Origin of the sequence: Brevibacillus sp. HB1.1 (assembly GCF_013332445.1) — a bacterium.
GTDB classification, from domain to species: Bacteria; Bacillota; Bacilli; order Brevibacillales; family Brevibacillaceae; genus Brevibacillus; species Brevibacillus porteri.
The window spans coordinates 1-17,514 of sequence record NZ_JABMIV010000003.1 but is presented as its reverse complement, the minus strand read 5'-3'; the positions used below and the strand labels follow the sequence as shown (position 1 = coordinate 17,514).

At 48.5% G+C, this 17,514-nt stretch carries 12 protein-coding genes, 7 tRNA genes and 2 riboswitches; of the genes, 1 reads left to right on the top strand and 18 read right to left on the bottom strand.

The genetic code is table 11. The features are described 5' to 3' along the window. Positions 1 to 164: 164 nt before the first annotated feature. The 7 genes from purB to HPY27_RS09970 form a co-directional block, all read right to left on the bottom strand. Entirely contained in the window at positions 165 to 1,460 is a 1,296-nt protein-coding gene (purB, locus tag HPY27_RS10000) for an adenylosuccinate lyase (RefSeq protein WP_017249647.1), read from the bottom strand. Further along, positions 1,457 to 2,620 (bottom strand): 5-(carboxyamino)imidazole ribonucleotide synthase, encoded by a 1,164-nt coding sequence (gene purK, locus HPY27_RS09995; protein WP_106652418.1) that lies wholly within the window; start codon positions 2,618 to 2,620, stop codon positions 1,457 to 1,459. Before purK ends, purB begins: the two co-directional genes overlap by 4 nt. Then, positions 2,617 to 3,105, bottom strand: coding sequence for a 5-(carboxyamino)imidazole ribonucleotide mutase (gene purE, locus HPY27_RS09990; RefSeq protein WP_012684280.1), 489 nt, complete (start codon positions 3,103 to 3,105; stop codon positions 2,617 to 2,619). The genes purK and purE overlap by 4 nt, the downstream gene beginning before the upstream one ends. A gap of 181 nt (positions 3,106 to 3,286) precedes the next feature. Then, positions 3,287 to 4,825 carry a M1 family metallopeptidase gene (locus tag HPY27_RS09985; RefSeq protein WP_174224899.1) on the bottom strand — a complete coding sequence of 513 codons (1,539 nt, stop codon included), beginning with the start codon at positions 4,823 to 4,825 and terminating at the stop codon, positions 3,287 to 3,289. A gap of 19 nt (positions 4,826 to 4,844) precedes the next feature. Next, positions 4,845 to 6,341 (bottom strand): M1 family metallopeptidase, encoded by a 1,497-nt coding sequence (locus HPY27_RS09980; RefSeq protein ID WP_173622555.1) that lies wholly within the window; start codon positions 6,339 to 6,341, stop codon positions 4,845 to 4,847. Between the two features lie 59 nt (positions 6,342 to 6,400). Beyond that, a complete protein-coding gene (locus tag HPY27_RS09975; RefSeq protein ID WP_173622554.1) occupies positions 6,401 to 7,702 on the bottom strand; it encodes a histidine--tRNA ligase in 1,302 nt (433 codons plus the stop codon). Between the two features lie 292 nt (positions 7,703 to 7,994). Continuing rightward, positions 7,995 to 9,371 (bottom strand): NCS2 family permease, encoded by a 1,377-nt coding sequence (locus tag HPY27_RS09970; RefSeq protein ID WP_017249642.1) that lies wholly within the window; start codon positions 9,369 to 9,371, stop codon positions 7,995 to 7,997. A 176-nt stretch (positions 9,372 to 9,547) separates the two neighbouring features. Next, positions 9,548 to 9,649, bottom strand: a riboswitch (purine riboswitch). Positions 9,650 to 9,808: 159 nt separating this feature from the next. On the opposite strand from HPY27_RS09970, the gene HPY27_RS09965 reads away from it, so the two are divergent. Continuing rightward, a complete protein-coding gene (locus HPY27_RS09965) occupies positions 9,809 to 10,294 on the top strand; it encodes an NTF2 fold immunity protein (RefSeq protein WP_174224898.1) in 486 nt (161 codons plus the stop codon). Between the two features lie 69 nt (positions 10,295 to 10,363). On the opposite strand, the gene guaA is transcribed toward HPY27_RS09965, so the two are convergent. The 11 genes from guaA to HPY27_RS09910 all read right to left on the bottom strand — a co-directional run bounded on the left by guaA (position 10,364) and on the right by HPY27_RS09910 (position 17,482). Continuing rightward, complete coding sequence (gene guaA / locus HPY27_RS09960; RefSeq protein ID WP_026043170.1) at positions 10,364 to 11,902, bottom strand: glutamine-hydrolyzing GMP synthase; 1,539 nt, start codon at positions 11,900 to 11,902, stop codon at positions 10,364 to 10,366. Between the two features lie 158 nt (positions 11,903 to 12,060). After that, positions 12,061 to 12,163, bottom strand: a riboswitch (purine riboswitch). 20 nt (positions 12,164 to 12,183) lie between these two features. Further along, the gene (locus HPY27_RS09955) at positions 12,184 to 14,418 is read right to left on the bottom strand and encodes a transglutaminase TgpA family protein (protein ID WP_174224897.1); all 2,235 of its coding nucleotides are present in this window, start codon (positions 14,416 to 14,418) and stop codon (positions 12,184 to 12,186) included. A gap of 4 nt (positions 14,419 to 14,422) precedes the next feature. Next, positions 14,423 to 15,628, bottom strand: coding sequence for a DUF58 domain-containing protein (locus HPY27_RS09950; RefSeq protein ID WP_174224896.1), 1,206 nt, complete (start codon positions 15,626 to 15,628; stop codon positions 14,423 to 14,425). 14 nt (positions 15,629 to 15,642) lie between these two features. Beyond that, on the bottom strand, positions 15,643 to 16,596 hold the full coding sequence (locus HPY27_RS09945) for an AAA family ATPase (RefSeq protein WP_174224895.1): 954 nt from the start codon (positions 16,594 to 16,596) through the stop codon (positions 15,643 to 15,645). 196 nt (positions 16,597 to 16,792) lie between these two features. After that, a tRNA-Arg gene (locus HPY27_RS09940) sits at positions 16,793 to 16,869 on the bottom strand. Between the two features lie 7 nt (positions 16,870 to 16,876). Then, positions 16,877 to 16,952, bottom strand: a tRNA-Gly gene (locus HPY27_RS09935). A 51-nt stretch (positions 16,953 to 17,003) separates the two neighbouring features. After that, positions 17,004 to 17,085, bottom strand: a tRNA-Leu gene (locus HPY27_RS09930). 67 nt (positions 17,086 to 17,152) lie between these two features. Further along, positions 17,153 to 17,228 (bottom strand) — tRNA-Lys (locus HPY27_RS09925). 5 nt (positions 17,229 to 17,233) lie between these two features. Then, positions 17,234 to 17,308 (bottom strand) — tRNA-Gln (locus HPY27_RS09920). Between the two features lie 4 nt (positions 17,309 to 17,312). Beyond that, a tRNA-Thr gene (locus HPY27_RS09915) sits at positions 17,313 to 17,388 on the bottom strand. An 18-nt stretch (positions 17,389 to 17,406) separates the two neighbouring features. After that, positions 17,407 to 17,482, bottom strand: a tRNA-Phe gene (locus HPY27_RS09910). Between the last annotated feature and the right edge of the window lie 32 nt (positions 17,483 to 17,514).

Below are 17,514 nucleotides of genomic sequence, written 5' to 3'. Positions count from 1 at the left end.
TATCGGAATGAGTTTCCAATAATAGTAACCGCTTGGCCGCTCATTGACAATTGAAGATAACACTGATTCACTTTCAAGGAATTTACAAACAGCTGCGCTTCTTCCCCACAACAGTTACATGAAAAAGAAAAAGCGCCCCCGAAAAAATTCGAGGGCACTTGTATTTACATCAAACCAAGACGTTGGAAGATCGTATCCACATGCTTCAGGTGGTAACGATAGTCAAAGCACTCATCCAGCTCTTCCTTGGACAGTGTGGAGCTGACCGTCGCATCCTCCTCGACGATCGCACGGAAGGAGCGTTGTTCTTCCCACGCTTGCATCGCACGAGGCTGTACCGTGTCATAAGCTTGCTCGCGGCTCATGCCTTTTTCGATCAGCTTGAGCATCACTTGCTGCGAGTAGATCAATCCAAAGGTACGATCCATATTGCGCTTCATGTTCTCAGGGAACACCGTCAAGTTTTTCACGATGTTCATGAAACGGCGCAACATGTAGTTCAACGCTTGCGTCGCATCTGGCAAAATCACGCGCTCCGCAGAGGAGTGGGAAATATCCCGCTCATGCCAGAGGGAAACATTTTCATAGGAAGTGAGCATGTGACCGCGGATGACACGAGCCAGTCCGCAAATATTTTCGCTGCCGATTGGGTTGCGCTTGTGTGGCATGGCGGAAGAGCCTTTTTGACCTTTGGCAAATGCTTCTTCCACCTCGCGCATTTCGCTCTTTTGCAGACCGCGAATTTCTGTCGCGAATTTCTCCAAAGAGGTTGCGATCAGTGCCAATGTTGCCATGTACTCGGCGTGGCGATCACGCTGCAACGTTTGAGTCGAGATAGGCGCTGCCGACAGCCCCAGCTTCTCGCACACATACGCTTCCACGAACGGATCGATGTTTGCGTATGTTCCAACTGCACCAGAGATTTTGCCGAACGCCACTTCTTTTTTCGCAGCCTGAAAACGTGCCAAGTTGCGCTTCATTTCTTCATGCCACAGGGCCAGCTTCAAACCAAAAGTCGTAGGCTCCGCATGTACACCATGCGTTCTACCCATGCAAACCGTATCCTTGTGCTCACGAGCTTTGTCTGCCAAAATCTCGATGAAGTCTTGGATATCACTCTCCAAAATTTCGTTCGCCTGACGCAGCAGGTAAGACAGAGCAGTATCCACTACATCTGTAGAAGTCAGTCCGTAATGCACCCACTTCTTTTCTTCGCCCAAGGTTTCCGATACCGCACGGGTAAACGCCACCACATCATGGCGTGTCTCTTCTTCGATCTCATAGATTCTGTTCATGTCAAAAGTAGCTTTATCCCACAGCTTTTTCACGTCTTCCTCAGGAATGACGCCCAGCTTGGACCATGCTTCACACGCGAGAATTTCTACTTCCAGCCACGCTTTGAATTTGTTTTCTTCCGTCCAAATGGCGCGCATTTCCGGTCGGGAATAACGTTCGATCATGATAATACCTCCGATGTATTCGTCCAGATTTTCAGCTCATCAATCAGGGTGAGCGCTTCTTCTACAGTAGGGGCGAGCACATTGATATGCCCCATTTTTCGCTTGGCCTTGCTCTCTGCTTTTCCGTACAAATGGAGCTTGGCTGTGCGCGGCAGCTTGTCGATCTGATCGATGACAGGCTGTAGATGCTCTCCCAAAATATTAACCATCACGACGCTCGAGAGCAACTCTGTAGATCCTAAAGGCAGATTGCAAACCGCCCGAACATGCTGCTCAAACTGCGAGGTGACACAAGCATCCATGGTAAAATGCCCGGAGTTATGCGGTCGCGGCGCCAATTCATTGACATACAACTGACCATCTTCGGTCAAAAACAGCTCAACAGCAATGAGGCCGACAACATCCAACTTTTCTACAATCGTGCGGGCAATTTCTTCCGCGCGGGCTGCTACTTCAGCCGAAATACGAGCTGGAACAATGCTCAGGTGTAGGATATTTTCCTGATGAATATTTTCTGACACAGGAAAAACAGCCAGTTCTCCCGCAGGATTGCGTGCAGCAATAACAGACAGCTCCATTTGGAATGGTACAAATTGTTCCACGATCAGCTCTGTACCTGCTTTGGACAACGTTTCATACGCCTCCGCCAGTTCAGCCTCGCTTCTCAATACCCATTGCCCTTTGCCGTCATAGCCACCGGTTGCGGTCTTCATTACAGCAGGCAATCCCAGTTCACGCACGGCGTTCTGCAAATCCTCCAAGCTATTCACAACACAAAACGGAGCAACAGGAATGCCAATCTCGCGAATGGCGGTCTTTTCCCGAATCCGGTTTTGGGTGATGCGCAAAAGACGGCTGCCCTGTGGCACATAAGCGCGGCTCTCCAACACTTCAGCCACCTGCGCATCGACATTTTCAAATTCATAAGAAATGACATCACTGACCGAGGCAAGCTGCATCGCTGCTTCTACATCATCGTAGCTGGCAACAATTTGTCGATCAGCCGTTTGGCCGCATGGTGCGTCTGCTGTCGGGTCCATTGTGACAAAGCGGTAGCCCATAGCTCGTCCCGCAAGAGCAATCATCCGTCCAAGCTGTCCTCCGCCGAGTATTCCTAGGGTCGATCCTGGTTTGATTTGCTTACGGTCTTTGGTCGTCATTCGAGTTCACTAGCCTCCAGCACCTTATTGCGTACATCATCACGTCTTTGCACGAACCGCTCTTGTACGTCTGGATATTTGATCCCCAAAATTTGCGCAGCCAATAACCCTGCATTGATGGCTCCAGCTTTTCCGATAGCAACCGTCGCCACAGGTACGCCCCCTGGCATTTGCACAATCGACAAAAGCGAGTCGAGACCATTCAAGTTGGATGATTTCACCGGGACACCAATGACTGGTAATTCTGTCTTAGCAGCCACCATTCCTGGCAAATGGGCTGCACCGCCCGCACCCGCAATAATGACTTCCAAGCCGCGGCTTTTAGCGGTCTCGGCATACGTAAACATCAAGTCTGGCGTTCTGTGTGCAGACACGACCTTCTTTTCATACGGCACCTGCAATTCGTCTAAAATTGCGCAAGCTTCCTTCATTGTTTCCCAGTCTGACGTACTGCCCATAATGACTCCTACCAAAGGCTGTAGCATGAACCATTCGCCCCCTACGTTTTGTAACATCAGAAGAAAACCCAACCGACTAACGGCTTTTCGCGCCGCTCTCATCGCCTGGGCTATTCGAACTCGTTTTCACTCAACATATTCAGTGTAGCAGGGAGAAAGTTTGCCTGTCAACCTCGTTTCCGAACATTTAAAAATGAAAGATCGAAAATTATTCGTGTTTGCCTTTTTCTACCCATTTGTTTGCCGCTTCGGCTTTCTCTAACTCAACCCGAAGCCAATAATCCAAATAGGGACTGGCATCCGCCCCGGCAGCTGCAGTCAATAGCGCTGTGATTTGCTCCCCATTTGCCTGTTTGTATTGATGGTCTCGTACATATTGGCGCAACACCTGATGCAGTCGTTCGACTCCCCATTCTTCTTTCAAGTTCCACCACATGGCACCCGCTCGCCCGTAAACGAGGTCATTGTAGCTCCTCCAGTCTGGAAAAGCTTCCACGGATGACTTCGCAGTGACTCCTTGGTTCACATATCCTTCCGCTGCACGTGCTTGGCCTAGTCGCATCTGAATATACGCTTGTGAACGTGCGGGGAACTTTTGCTGCAAAAATACCATCGTCGCATAATCCGTCAGTCCCTCATCCAGCCAAGCCTCTCGCACCTCGTCGTTTCCGACCAACCCATAAAACCACTGATGTGCCGTTTCGTGCGCTACGACCGCTTCCCCCATGGCATCGCTACGGTCAAAATACTCTTGGGCAATAAAGACGAGGCTCGGGTATTCCATTCCACCAAAGAAGCCGCCTGTTTTGACAACATCGTATTCCTTATACGGATACAACCCGAACTGTTTTCCGTAATAGTCGAGTGACTCCTTAGCAGTTTCATGTATTCGTTCAACATTTTGCGAGTCATCACTTTTCTGCACCCACGTACGTACGATAGTTTCCCCGACCTTACCAGATATGGGCTGGTACGTATCGTCCATGACGACAAGGGCAAAATCCCGAACGTTCCATGCGTCCACCTCATAGATTTTTAGCCGTTGCGGTCTCGTCTCAGTGATGACAGCCACGCTCTCTAATCCACTCGTAGCAAGCTGGTACCCCTCTAATAACTGCACACGCAAATGATAATTCGCCATATCCGAGTAAAAAGGATCGCCAATCGCGGAATAAGGATCGAGCCGCCAGCCTCCTGCGTCCTTGACCGCCAGAATCGGCAGCCAATTGCCCAGCCACATCGCATGATCATGGTAAGACATTCGCCCATTGTTATAAGGAACCTCGAGCTGAAAACTCATATCCACCACCGTCTCAGCAGACGTTGCTCTTGCAGGAAGGGGCACTTGTAAAAGCGTATTGGTCTTTCCTGCATACTGTACGCCGACACTTTTTCCGTTTACCCGTACGTCGCTTATCTTGATACCACCAGGCTCACGCTGTTTACCCAGCACAACCTCCCAGTTTTCACCACTGAGAGCAGCATTTGCAGAAAAAGCATTGGGATATAGATGAAAAAAAGCTTGGTCATCTTTTGGGACAAAACGAGCCGTCAGCATGCCTTTCACCACGTGCTTGTTCATATCGATTTGTACGTCGGCCTTGTAAGTAACTGCAGCCTGCCTGTGATCAATCGGCACAATCTCATGAGCATCTAAGCCTGCCTTCCCTATCCAAGGACGGACGGTCAAGAATACAGTCAAAACGACTCCTACTGCCATGATGACCACCCAATGCTTCCGCCACATCGTGATCCCCTGCCTTCGATTACTTCTTCTGATGCTTGAGACGTTGGCGCTCCAGCCAAGCTGCTGCCTGTTCCTGCTGGGACATGTCTACCTTCAACCAATAATCCAAGAAGGCGCTTGCATCTTCTCCTGCCATCTCAGATAGAAAAGCTCCCCATTCCTTTCCGGTCATAACCTGATAACGGTACTTCTCGACATACTGTTTCAAAACGTCATGTACCCTTTCTTCCCCCCACGCTCCCTGCAATAGCCACAGCATCGAGGACGGACGGGAATAGACAAGATCGCTATAGCTCTGATTATCAGGAAATGCAGACAGTGCTTGCCAAGGACGCAGTTCCTCTGCCACGTAATACTGAACAGAGGTGCCCTGCTCCAGCCGTCTGCGCACCCGTTCTGCTCCCAACAGCGGGTCTTGCTGAGATAAATACGAGAGCGTCACGTACTCCGTGAATCCCTCATCCAGCCATGCTTCCTTTACCTGATTATTTCCGAGCAAGCCGTAAAACCACTGGTGTGCCGTCTCATGGACAACCGTGACGATACCTGTTTCTTCCCCAGCAAAGAAATGACGTCCGTCGAGAAAGACCAATGCTGGGTACTCCATCCCATTAATCGCGCCACCAGTCCTTACCACATCATATTCGGTATATGGATAGGCACCTAATTGATGATGAAAATAGGCGAGAGACTTCGCAGCTGCTTCATGAATCTGCTCAGCAGTTGCCGAATCATCTGTTTTCCGCCACCATGTTCGGACGACTGTCTCGCCCACTTTTGTTTCCGTTTGCTGATAGGAGTCATCCATGACGACTAGGGCAAAATCCCTCACATTTTCTGCACCCAGCTGTATCGTCTTTTCTCCCTCACGAGTAGAAAGCTGCTTCGCAGCCCTGTCTGACGCTGTGCTCGCCAGTTGATAGTCTTTTGGCAGCGTCACGTTCACCTCATAATCTGCGTTCTCACTGTAAAATGGATCACCAACAGGCTCGTATGGATCGAGATGCCACCCTTCCTTGTCGTACACAGCAAGAACTGGGAGCCAGTTCCCCAGCCAGATGGATTGGTCATCGTACGACATCCTGCCGTCGTTTCGCGGAAGAGTCATCTCGAACTCCATCACAATCTTTCGTAGTCCCGCCTGTCCTTCTAGAGGCACTTCCAGGATGTTCAGGTCTTTTATCTGTTTGCCGACAACCGCTACTCCATCAACCAAGAGCTTTTTATTAGTATATGAGCCAAGCGTTGGGCCATTGCCTAAAAGTTCCTCCCATAGCATGCCTTGATGCTCTTCTGTAAATACGTTCGGGTAAAGATGGAGATAGGCACGAGTAGGGTCTTTTGGCCAAAAGGTAATTGTTACGGTTCCTGCTACTTCTTTCTTGATTGGATCAATTCGCACATCAGCCTGATAGAGTGGTTTTCGCTTAAGCGCAGTACCCTCCTCAGCATTTACAGGCAACATCCACGTCAAAAACAATAAGCTACAACCGACCATTGAGACCCATTTCTTCACGCCATCTCCCCCTTTTCTCTACTGTACAAAAAATGGAAGAAAAAGACTATCTTTCCTCTTTACCCTGACAGCTTGTCGGACAGCCACTTTTCAACCAACTCCAAAGGAACCCGCTGTTCCGTTCCCTCTCGCATATCTCGGACGACGACCTGCCCACTGTTCACTTCGTTTTCCCCATAGATCAAGGCAAAAGCAACGCCTTCTTTGTTTGCATAATCGAGTGCTTTTTTCAGTCTTCTACCTGTCAGCTCTAGCTCGACTCTGATTCCGCCCTCTCGCAATCGATTGGCCAGACCAAGACTGGATGCTTCGGTCCCGAGGGGAATGACGAGTACATCGGCAGCCTTCTGCTCTCCCGTGTTGCGATTTGCCAAGGCTGCAAGAATGACATCCAATCCGAACGATATCCCTACAGCGGGGTACTCTCGTCCATCATCCAAAAGCCGACCGATGATCTGATCGTAACGTCCCCCACTGCCGATACTGGACGTAAGACTTCCATCCTGCAAAAAAATCTCATACACAATTCCCGTGTAGATCCCTAAGCCCCTCGCCAAAAATGGAGAGAACCGAAGCTCTCCACCCACACCCGCTCCTTTTACATAGGCAAGCATATCGCGCAGCTCCCGAATCCCTTCCTGAACAAGTGGGGACACAAAGCGCTCTGCCAACAGATCCAGGGTAATCACACCTTCTTGCAGGAAAGACGTAATCGCCAAAACGAGTGGCTCTTCGACGTTTCGCTCCCGCAAGTCATCACGCACTCCATCCACGCCGATCTTCTCGAGCTTATCCAGCGACAGCATGACATCCCCGGCCCGCAGAGCGGGGACTCCCAACTCCTGAAGCACCCCAGACAATAGCTTGCGGTTGTTGACCTCAATGTACACGTCGAGCCCCAGCCGCTTGAATGCCTCAAACGCCATACTGAGCAATTCTGCTTCAGCCAGCACCGATGTCGTTCCCACGATATCGACATCGCATTGAATAAATTCGCGCAAACGCCCGGTTTTCACTGGACCGTCCCGAAATACTTTTCCGATCTCATACCGCTTGAACGGCATCCGCATCTCAGGATTCATACCCACTACCTTCGTCAATGGTACGGTCAAATCATAGCGTAGCCCAAGCTCTCTATCTCCTTGGTCGTTCAAGCGATACACTTCCTTCAAGATTTCATCCCCGCCACCGTACTTGGATGCCAGCAATTCGTAGTGCTGTAGCATAGGCGTCTCCAACGGTTTGCAGCCGTATGTCTCGAATACGGCTTCGAGTGTCCTTCGTATCCAGTTTCGTTGCATTTGCTCCTGCGGCATGAAATCTTTTGTGCCTTTTACCGTTTTTAATACTTCGTTTTCCATGAGGAACACCCTTTCTTTTTTCAGATAAAGAAAACCAAAAAAGCCATGCAAGGCAATTTCCTGCCCGCATGGCTTCCTAAATACACCACCGCAGGCACGAAGCACAAGAAGCGCTTGCACCTGCGGAAAAATTTCCGAAGATACAAACGCTCTACGTGTGGTGATGCTGTTGAAGGAACATAGTGAGACCTGTCATTTTGATCGGTCCATCCTTCCAAAAAAAGATTTTTCCTATCATAGCGCAAAAAAAGCTCCCCGTCCAGTAGACGAAGAGCCCCATTCCCAAAAAATTCTATTCGCGCAACCAGATGAAGTACGCCAGGAAGACGAAGAACAGCACATACATCGCCGGATGCACTTCGCGAGCCTTGCCCTTCATTACCTTCATCACCGGATAAACGATGAAGCCCGTCGCAATACCTGTTGCAATACTGTAAGTCAATGGCATCAACAAAATCGTCAGGAATGCAGGGAACGCTTCATCCAGGTCATCCCAAGCCACTTTTGCAATATGAGAAGCCATCAGAACACCGACGATAATGAGCGCTGGTGCCGTAACCGCTGGTGTCACAATTGCGAGAATCGGCGAGAAGAACAACGCCAGAAGGAACATACTCCCTGTGACAACTGCGGTAAATCCGGAGCGTCCGCCTGCCGCTACCCCTGCTGTCGACTCAACATAAGCTGTAGTGGTAGATGTACCAAGTACCGCACCTGCCATACCTGCAATCGCATCGGAAGCGAGTGCTTTTCCTGGACGTGGCAAATTGCCGTCTTCGCGAAGCAATCCAGCTTGGTTCGCTACACCCAAGAGCGTACCCGTCGCATCGAAAAAGTCTACAAACAAGAAAGTCAAAACAACAATCAGCATATTCATGGTGAACAATGCAGATGGATCACCGAGATATTGGAATGCAGCACCGAATGTAGGAGCAAGGCTCGGTGGTGCAGAAACGATTTGCTCAGGCAGATTCACCAGTCCGAAGAACATCCCGGTAATCGCTGTAATCAACATTCCGATAAAGATACCCGCATTGATTTTGCGAGAAAGCAGAATGACCGTCACGATCAAACCAAACACAGCGAGCAATGCATTTTTCGCTGCCAAAATTTCTTCCGGCTTCATGCCCTCGTGATAGAAGGTCAGATGTCCTAATGCTACGAAGGTGGCATCATTTGCTACGATGATACCCGCGTTTTTCAAACCGATAAAGGCAATAAAAAGTCCAATCCCTGCCGAAACTGCGTATTTCAAGCTTTGTGGAATCGCCTTGATGATCGCTTCACGAACACCTGTCAGGGACAGAATCAAAAAGATCGTACAAGAAAGGAATACGCCAGCCAAAGCCTGTTGCCAAGGAATTTGCATCGTCAGAACGACTGTATAAGTGAAAAATGCGTTCAATCCCATACCCGGAGCTTGACCAATCGGCAAACGTCCGAGAATACCCATTAGCAGTGTACCGAGAGCAGCAGCCAAAGCCGTTGCGGTAAAGACAGCGCCAAATTCAGGGTAGTTCGCTTTTAAATCTGGCGGTAGATCAGCACCACTGAGAATGAACGGATTGACAGCCAAGATATAAGCCATTGCCAAAAAAGTAGTGATACCCGCGATAATTTCGCGACGGTAATTGGTGCCTAGCTTGTCAAACTCAAAATACTTCCGCACCTATAAGTCCCCCCATACTAATCTTGTTGCAAAAAACAGATAGACTGTTTTTTGCCGACCGTAATGAAAAACGTTGAGACGTTTTTCACAAAAAAAGGCCCGGACGCTCTTATCATGCGCCTGGCCTTCAAACAAAACACTCCGGGAATAATTCCAAATATAATTACAAAATCAGATCCCGATGACATTTTGTTCGTAGCCAGGTCGTTAACGGCGACCATGTAGAAACTCTCGAGCCATATTCTCAAGAATATACGAACCTTCCTATATTACCTGCTCACATTGAGAAGTTTATCAGGTGACATAGGGAATGTCAACGAAAATACGAACATTCATTTTTGGAAAGAGTTTAATATCCGGATATTTTCTAATACGGCCTGTGTTATACTTGCATAGATTCTTCCAGATCTCAACAATCTCTTTTAGGGTGGTCCAAAATGAGCTATATGGATGCTTGGGAGCAAATAATAGCGGAGCAGGAGCGAGAACGTGATCGGCTTCGAGTCAATCGAATAATCATACGGGTCGACGATAAGAAAAAGAGCAAACGCAACATTCATCAAAAGGAAAAGGTCATCGAATATGGCTTTGTAGAACGTGATTTGTATGATGAGAATTTATATGGGAGGTTTGAACTCTATTTCGCTGATCGCGACACTCTTCTCCAGCAAGATCGGTTTGGAGATGAAATTGCTTTTGGTGAGCTTATAGATGAACACGCCGTTGCCACTGCAATCTTCTCCTATTTAGCGGAGCACTATTCTCCGTTTTTAGAGGAAGCTCCCTTCGCTATCAGCTATAACCCGATTGCAGAAGCTTGGATTATCGAAGGAACTCTTCCGCCGGGATGGCTAGGCGGGGTCATTTATATTGCTCTAGCCAAAGAAAATGGGAAGCTTCTCATGATGTATGGAACGAGATAATTCTTGGTCATAAAAAAAACTCTCTTTTATTCGCAAATCACGCAAATAAAAGAGAGTAATTTTTTGTTCCTATTCCCACTCAATTGTTGCTGGTGGTTTGGACGTTACATCATACACAATGCGGTTAACATTGTCTACTTCATTCACGATACGCACAGAGATTTTCTCCAATACATCCCACGGAATGCGTGCCCAGTCAGCAGTCATACCATCAATGGACGTTACCGCACGAATCCCTACTGTGTAAGAATACGTACGAACATCTCCCATTACACCTACGGTCGTCATGTTTGGCAAAGCCGTGAAGTACTGCCAGATTTCCCGATCGAGACCTGCCTTGGCAATCTCCTCACGCAAGATCGCATCGGATTCACGAACGATCTTCAGTTTTTCTTCCGTAACTTCACCCAAAACACGAATGCCGAGGCCTGGTCCTGGGAATGGCTGACGCCAAACAATCTCATCTGGCAAGCCCAGCTCTTTACCCAGTTTGCGTACTTCGTCTTTGAACAAGGTTTTCAATGGTTCAATCAACGTGAACTTCATGTCTTCTGGCAAACCGCCTACGTTGTGGTGCGATTTGATCGTTTGCGCAGTTGCTGTTCCACTCTCCACGATATCGGTGTACAGCGTACCCTGTGCCAAGAAGTCCATATCTGTCAGCTTGGCTGCTTCTTCATCGAATACATAAATGAACTCGTTACCGATGATTTTGCGCTTTTGCTCTGGGTCAGATACACCTTTGAGCTTGCTCATGAAACGCTCGCGCGCATCGATCTTGAGCACTTTCATGGAGAATTTCTCAGCGAATGTTTCCATTACGCCTTCTGCTTCCCCTTGACGCAGAAGACCGTGGTCAACGAACATGCACGTCAATTGATCGCCAATCGCTTTGTGAATCAGCGCTGCTACTACGGAAGAATCCACACCGCCGCTCAACGCACACAGTACTTGCTTATTGCCAACTGTTTCACGAATGCGAACCAGCTCGTCCTCGATGAACGTCGTCATGCTCCAATTCGCTTCACATCCACAAATGTTGAACAGGAAGTTTCCGATGAACTCAGTACCTTTTTGGGTATGAACTACTTCTGGATGGAACTGTACGCCGTACAGCTGGCGCTCAGGGTTGCTGATCGCAGCTACCGGGCAGCTGTCGCTTACCGCATCAATAACAAATCCGGTTGGGAGCTCCACTACTTTGTCAGAGTGGCTCATCCACACGATTTCGTTCGTATCCCATTTGTCGTACAAGCTGTGTTTTTGCTGCATCCGCAATTCAGCTTTTCCGTACTCGCGTTTACCCGCGCGTTCTACTTTTCCGCCCGTCAAATGGCTCATCAACTGCATACCGTAGCAAATACCCAATACAGGCAAGCCCAGATCAAAAATCGCAGGGTCTACAGTTGGTGCTCCCTCTTCGTACACGCTAGCAGGTCCGCCAGAGAAAATAATCCCTTTTGGATTCATCTCTTTAATCTTTTCAACAGGTGTATTGAACGGTATCAGTTCACTATAAACACCCAGATCGCGTACACGGCGCGCGATCAACTGATTGTACTGGCCTCCGAAATCGAGTACGACGACCATTTCCATTGACTTGTCCATCATATCCCCCTTCTCCTGTAACATACAGGACGTGCAAGTGTCGGCATGCCATGCGAAGTTGTCGCATATTTGCAAAAAAGCCGGGACTGCCATCTCCGATAAACAATACGGAGGCAACGTCCCAGCTTGTGTACACATGTGCGGTTTGCATGTACAAAAATCCGATGTGCTCTCCTCGTAGTCGCCAAATTTACGGTCTAGCGGTAGAAACTTTCAGGCCCTATTCCTGATCATTATACGAGTCTCATTGATCGTCATTCTAGCAGATGGAACGGCATTGTTCAAGGCTTCAATTGACGGATTAACCGTTCGAGTATTTGCTCTGCTGTTGTTCTCGCCTTTTGTTCCATTTGTTTGTAGCCATACACGGTACGTTCGTACAGCTCCGTCAAATAGCGCAGGTCTTGTCGCTTGTCTGCCGGCAGGGTCATCCTGCCCACATACTCCCGCAATGTTTCTCCTGGCTGTCTGCGCGTGTAGACTCGCTCCATCATTCGCATCAGCAGATGGTACCGATCTGGGAACTCACTGCTTCGCTCTTGATTCAGTTGCCTGCGCATCCACCATAGCTGGATGTCTTGTCTGCGGCGCCACGCGATAATTCCTGCTACGATAGCGGCTACAGCCAATCCCGCATTTACTTGCCATGGAATCTTAATCCAGCTGCCTGCTGGTCTGTCGCCCTCTTCCAGCTCATTGAAACGTCCATCCCCACGATTAATATTCGTTTGATTCTCCATGTTTGGCAATGGAACGGGGATCTGCGGCTGTGAGGTGACCAGATCATAATTAAAACGAACAGGTGACATGAATGAACTCGTCGCTTCAAAAGGAACCCAACCAACCTCCGGGAAGTATACCTCTACCCACGAGTGAGCATCCTTGTTGCGCACTTCTACAGTCTCGTAGTTAAACGCATCCGTTCCCACTCGTTCACCTGGAGCAAAGCCCTTGACCCAACGTGTTGGGATATCCAAGGTACGAAGCATAACCGCCATCGAAGTGGAGAAATGGTCACAGTACCCTCGAAGGCTGTCAAACAAGAAGTGATCGACAAAATCCTGACCTTCTGCAGCGACTGGAACGTCTTTCGTTTCATACTTATATTTTCCACTTGAGCGCAAGTAATTCTCGATCGCTCTCACTTTGTCATAAGGAGTTTTGGCATCCTTCGTAATCGTTGCAGCAAGCTCTCTTACTCGCGGAGGCACCGAGGCTGGCACTTGCAAATAGCGCTCTTTGATATCATCCGGATAGTTCGTCCCCGCATTCGTCACGGCCTTTTCACTGACAATCGGTACTTCTGTCTCGACCTTGTATTGATTCAGTTTGAGCAAAAGCGGATTGGGGCCGTACTCTGGCCGACCGTTTTTCTCACTCAGCTGAACCAAGTTGATTTTTCCTGCCCGTACTTCGAGCTGCTGATTCATTTTGTCATAAACAACGGTTGCCTCTGGTGGAGCGTAGTTGCTCACCTTTTTCAGCTGACCTTGATAAAAGACAGTCGGGAATTGCTGCGGGCCTTTAAATTCTAATGTTGCTTGTACCTTCTTCGTTTCAAGCCCTTGAAACAACGTATTCTCCCATGTATAGGTTTGCGGGTCCAGGATTGACTCGTACTCTCTATCGCCTTTTTCCCAACCAACTCCCGTATACACGTCCTTCGAGTCACCGCGCCAATAGCTGCGCTCGTTCGTCTTTGCAATAAACACTAATGTGTTATCTTGCATGAAAGGACCGCCCAACCGTTCGTCGTTGTTGTCGTATCCTACTTTTTTCATCACACCAACAGGGGTATCGTTTCCTTTCCCTGTTAAAAAGGCGATCGGATCAGGCCATGACGGTCCTGACTTCGGTGCAGCATAACCGATGCCTATACAGACCATAATGACCATCACCGAAGCCAGCAGTGAGTTGAGCATGATTCGGCTTCTCTTCCCTGCCAGTGTTGCCATGTTCGTCATCTTCATCAGATGGCTAATGGCCAGCATCAGGAAACCAATGATCAGCGTCCGTACAACCCCTGCACTGGCATCATACGGGAGAAACGTATCCAACACAGCCAAATACAGTTCCGTCAAAAAGACAAACCATAAGCCTTGCCGTTGTTCCAGCACAAGATACGTTAACATTGTCGCTAACAACACCAAAACGAGATCAAACATCGTATTCCGCGACAAGATCGACATGCTGGCCCAATCCTGTTGAAACGCTAACGGAAGATCGTGAATCATCTGCCCGTACAATTCGCCAATCCATTCCGTGTCAAAAAACGGTTTGTCAAATAAAGTAGCATGCAAAAGCACCACTAGCCCCAGAGCCTTGATCGGCAAGGTTAGCCACCGATAAGGGATCAACAGGTCAATGATAATGACTCCAGCCACAATCGCATAAAACGGCCATAGAATGCCCGTATCAGTTAATGTCTGTAGAGGAAGAAGCCACTCTCTTAACATCAGGAACAGAAAAAGGGCCAAGACCCATTCCCAAATCGTTGGACGCTTCCAAACGCTCATGAGTCTATGCACCTCCAATCCGTTTCCACTCTTGATCATCCATGTGAATAGACGTACATGTTACTTTGTTTGCGCCAAGCAGCTGCAACGCTTGCTTTTGTTCATGCGAAATCGTTGACTCGTTCTGCATGAGAAACAACTGCACCCGTCTACCTTTTTGAGCCAGTGTGACCAAACGACTGATCAGCGTTTTTTCTACATGCGGTGTAATAATAATCAAAGTGACACCTTGAGGCTGCTCCAATGATTCTCTTCCCACAATTCTTGCAAATAACTCTTGTCCTTCTGGTGCGACACGAGCTAATTGATCAAAAACTCTGAGGAAATGAGCATGGGACAGTCCTGGTGGTATCGATATACGTTCTGCTTGCTTGTACACGAGCCCATAATGGTATTGATTCCGATTGGCGTAAGCGATCAGACTCGCAGCTAGCTTCACTGCTGTTTCGAACAAGTGCACAGGCTTCCCTTGGTAGCTCGCCTTCTCCACATCAAGGAAAAAGACAGCCTGATTCATCGCCTGATGCTCAAACTCTTTCGTCTTCAGACCCATCCCCCGTGCGGAAGCTCGCCAATGAATTTGGCTCAACCGATCGCCCCGATGATAGTCTCTTACGCCGCGTACTGCTGCTACGTCGTCAGAGCGTCGATGGGAAACATGCACCGTCCCACTGAAGCTGCCGTCACCCAGGGCCCAATGGGTCAATTCTTTGTATTTTGGATAAACGAGAAACTCCTGAGAAATCGAATAAACCTTCCGACGCTCAAAAAATCCAAAAAAATCCCCGCCGCTCACTACACATTCATCGAGACGATAGTATCCACGCGGTACATTGGGTATGACATACCGAAACTCGACTTCCCTTTTGAACCATGGGAATATCAGTTGTCGATGCGGTTCATACACGCCAGCCAGCCTCGCCGGCAATGGCTCCATAATCATATGCCATCCCAGCGGAAACCAAATCCTCCGGCGCAGGCGTATCGTTACAATGACATCTTCCCCATCCTGTAGACGATTGCGATCTAGTTCACGCTCGACTTCTAGCTTCGTGAACATGAGTACATAAGCCACAATTTCATACAGGAGAAACACCAAACTACTATAGAAAAGAAACCAGCTTGAGAAGCCACCTTGAAATTTTGCGAATGCATACGTGATCAGGACTAATGCAATCGCCTTGAGCCTACCCCACCTTTGCTGTCTCATCTGCAATCACCGCCTTAGCTTACCGGGACACGGGTCTCAGACAAGATCATAGCCAACACCCGATTTACGGTTGCTCCTTCCAGTCTTGCTTCTGGTTTCACAATCATACGGTGTGCAAACACAACTGGAACTAGTTCCTTCACGTCATCTGGAATGACATAGTCACGTCCACGAACGAAGGCCAACGCCTGAACAGCCCGGAAAAGAGCAAGGGAACCGCGCGGGCTCACGCCTAGATAGATATGATGGTGCTCACGCGTACGATGACATAGACGTACGATGTATTCTTTTATTCCTTCCGATACCTTAATCGTCGACACCTGGCGTTGAAGTTCCGCCAGCTCGGCTGTGGTCATAACCGGCTGAAGCTCTTCCAATGGGTTCGCTGCCGAGAATCTGGACAGCATCCGCATTTCTTCCTCTACCGTTGGATACCCCAAACTTAATTGCATGAAAAATCGGTCCAATTGAGCTTCAGGTAATGGGAAGGTCCCTTCATACTCTAATGGGTTTTGCGTAGCCATCACAAAAAACGGCTCTGCCAATCGATACGTAGCACCATCGATTGTTACTGAGCGCTCTTCCATTGCTTCCAAAAGTGCAGATTGTGTTTTTGGCGAAGTCCGGTTGATTTCGTCTGCAAGAATGACATTCGCAAAAATCGGCCCTTGACGGAACTCAAACTCCAGACTTTTTTGATTAAAGATAGCAACCCCTGTCACATCCGTTGGCAACAAATCTGGGGTAAATTGAATACGTTTAAACTCACCGCTGATTGATCTGGACAATGCCCGTACCATCATGGTCTTCCCAACGCCTGGTACATCTTCGAGCAAAACGTGACCATTCGCTAGAATAGCGGCTACCATCAGCTCAATCACGGAGCGTTTACCAATCAATACTTTTTCTATATTATCGATTAAACTGGCTATTGCAGGGTTTACTTGTTCCAATTTGATAGGGTTCATGTTGATACAACTCCTGTTCCATGATATTCTTCCGCAGGTTTGTAACAGCTGTTCCTCCATGCTTTCAGCGTAATTCTAAAGTAATGGATGCAAATAGGAGATACAAGGGAAATTTGCTTAAAATTTGCAAAAATACACAAGTCATTATAAAAAAAAGAGTAGGATCTATTCCTACTCTTCGGTTTCATATGAAATATGGCGTGCCCTGAGAGATTCGAACTCCCGACCTTTTGATTCGTAGTCAAACGCTCTATCCAGCTGAGCTAAGGGCACAAATAAATGGAGCGGACGAAGGGTCTCGAACCCTCGACCTTCGCCTTGGCAAGGCGACGCTCTACCAATTGAGCTACGTCCGCATGTTACATCTTATGTGGTTTGTACTGAGGACAAAGCTTTCTGTTATAGTATGGTGCGGGTGAAGGGACTTGAACCCCCACGGTTGCCCGCCAGAACCTAAATCTGGTGCGTCTGCCATTCCGCCACACCCGCATTTTACTTAGAACAGAAAAGGCATTACTCTTACTATCACGCAGCTTTGCTTATTCAGCAAAAAAACTGGTGAGCCATGAAGGACTCGAACCTTCGACCCTCTGATTAAAAGTCAGATGCTCTACCAACTGAGCTAATGGCTCGCAAATGGCTGGGGTACTAGGATTTGAACCTAGGAATGACGGAGTCAAAGTCCGTTGCCTTACCGCTTGGCTATACCCCAATGGTGGTGCCGGCAATAGGACTTGAACCCACAACCCCCTGATTACAAGTCAGGTGCTCTACCAATTGAGCTATACCGGCGCTGTTGAATTAAATTAGTGGTGGCTCGGGACGGAATCGAACCGCCGACACGAGGATTTTCAGTCCTCTGCTCTACCGACTGAGCTACCGAGCCATTTATGATTACTTTTCGCCATTCTTTAATAA